2 protein-coding genes are annotated in these 2,482 nt (G+C 54.1%); both read left to right on the top strand.

What is annotated here, in order from left to right:
• Nucleotides 1-1,755: VirB4 family type IV secretion/conjugal transfer ATPase (locus tag C8R30_RS15555; protein ID WP_107790553.1), on the top strand; the 1,755-nt coding region annotated here is incomplete at its 5' end.
• The coding region (locus C8R30_RS15550; protein WP_107790552.1) for a VirB8/TrbF family protein at nucleotides 1,752-2,482 on the top strand (731 nt) is incomplete at its 3' end. The genes C8R30_RS15555 and C8R30_RS15550, both read left to right, overlap by 4 nt.

Raw genomic sequence — 2,482 nt, 5'->3', positions numbered from 1 at the left:
GAAATGTGGGGCGGTGTGGTGCCCAAAGTCGGGCGCCATTTTATTCAAACAGTATCGATTGAAGGTTTTCCACTGGAATCAACCCCCGGCATGCTGAATATCCTCTCGGAACTGCCCGGTGTCTACCGCTGGTCATCGCGCTATATCTTCATGGATACGCATGAAGCCGTTGCGCACTTGGATCAATACCGCAAGAAGTGGAGACAGAAGATACGTGGTTTCTTCGATCAGGTATTCAACCTGCAAAGCAGTCATATCGATGAAGATGCATTGAACATGACCGAAGACGCCCAATCAGCCATCGCCGAAACCAATAGCGGTCTTGTCGCGCAAGGCTACTATACCAGTGGAGTGATCCTCATGATGGAAGACCGTACCGCCTTGGAAGAAGCCGCACGCAAAGTGGAAAAAGCCGTCAATCATTTGGGTTTTACTGCACGCATCGAAACCATCAATACCATGGAAGCGTATCTCGGCAGTTTGCCGGGTCATGGCGTCGAGAATGTACGCCGTCCATTGATCAATACCCTGAATCTGGCCGATCTGCTGCCGGTCAATACCATCTGGACCGGCAAAGCGCAAGCGCCCTGCCCGATGTATCCACCGAATTCACCCCCCTTGATGCATTGCGTCACACAGGGCGCAACTCCATTCCGATTGAACCTGCATGTACGCGATCTCGGTCACACTTTCATGTTCGGCCCGACCGGTGCGGGCAAGTCCACGCATCTGGCACTGATTGCCGCGCAATTGCGCCGCTACAAGGGAATGTCGATTTACTGCTTTGACAAAGGCCTATCGATGTTTCCCTTGACCAAAGCGGTTGGCGGACAGCATTTTACTGTGGCCGGTGATGATGAAGCATTGGCGTTCTGTCCGTTACAGTTTCTTGAATCCAAAGGTGATCGCGCCTGGGCGCTGGAATGGATTTGTACCCTGGTGGAATTGAACGGCATCGCCGTCTCACCCCAACAGCGCAACGAAATCAGCTTGGCCATTACCAACATGCATCAGAGCGGTTCACACACGCTGTCCGACTTTCTGGTGACGATCCAGGATGAAGCCATCCGTGAAGCGCTCAAACAATACACCATCGATGGCATGATGGGGCACCTGCTCGATGCCGAAGAAGACGGGTTGCAGCTATCGAGTTTTACCACCTTCGAGATCGAAGAGCTCATGAATCTCGGTGAGAAGTATGCATTGCCAACCTTGCTGTATCTATTTCGCAGAATTGAACGCAGTCTTCATGGCCAGCCTGCGGCCATCCTGCTGGATGAAGCGTGGCTCATGCTCGGTCACCCGGTATTCCGTGCCAAGATCCGCGAATGGCTCAAAGTCATGCGCAAAAACAATTGTCTGGTATTGATGGCAACCCAAAGTTTGTCGGATGCCGCCAACAGCGGCATTCTGGATGTCATTGTCGAATCGACCGCTACCAAGATTTTCCTGCCCAACGTCTTTGCACGCGACGAAGAAGCTGCGGCGCTGTACCGGCGTATGGGCTTGAATGCCCGCCAGATTGAAATCCTCGCAACCGCCGTTCCCAAACAGCACTACTACACCGTGTCCGAGAACGGCAGGCGGTTGTATGAACTCGCGCTCGGGCCGCTGGCGCTCGCGTTTGTCGGCTCGACCGACAAGGAGTCGATTGCCACCATCAAAAACCTCTGCGCCCAATACGGCGATCGCTGGGTTGAGCAGTGGCTTGCGATGAAAGGACTCAAACTATCGAATGATGGAGTGACCGCATGAGTACCCTCAGTGATCTAACCGCTAAAATCAAAAAGCACCGCTTCAGTCTGACCGGCAAGACCGATGAACCGGTCCGCAAGGAGGATGAGATCGATGCATCGACCTTCATCGAAAGCGGTCGCCGTGCGGGTGAATCGGAGAATCCGTATCTCTCCGCCCGCCGCACCTGGAACGATCATATGCGATCGATCCAATCGTCACGCAACATGTGGCAGATGCTCGCGATTCTGTGCCTGATGATCGCACTGGCCGGAGTCGGCGGCATGATTTATATCGGTAGTCAATCGAAATTTATTCCGTATGTGGTGCAGGTCAACAACCTCGGTGAAGCGATTGCGGTGTCTCGTGCCGATGTTGCGGCAGTCGCTGACCAGCGTGTGGTGCATGCCTCGCTCGCCTCCTTCATAAACGATGTCAGAATGGTGACGCCGGATATTGCCTTGCAGCGCAAAGCCATTTTCCGGGCTTACGCCATGCTCAGAACCAACGACCCGGCAACGGCCAAAGCGAATGAATGGTTTAACGGTCATGCGGACAACAGCCCGTTCAAGCGGGCGGAAACCCAGACGGTGAGTGTTGACATCATTTCCGTCATTCCCCAGTCACCTGAAACCTGGCAGGTCGACTGGCTGGAGAAAGTGTATGACCGGCAAGGCCATCCGTTGGAAGCGCCGTTCAAAATGCGTGCGTTGTTACGTGTCTACCACCGGCCACCGACGCAAAGCAC

Origin of the sequence: Nitrosomonas nitrosa, assembly GCF_003051105.1 — a bacterium.
Taxonomy (GTDB): domain Bacteria; phylum Pseudomonadota; class Gammaproteobacteria; order Burkholderiales; family Nitrosomonadaceae; genus Nitrosomonas; species Nitrosomonas nitrosa.
This window is presented reverse-complemented; position numbering and strand designations above follow the sequence as displayed.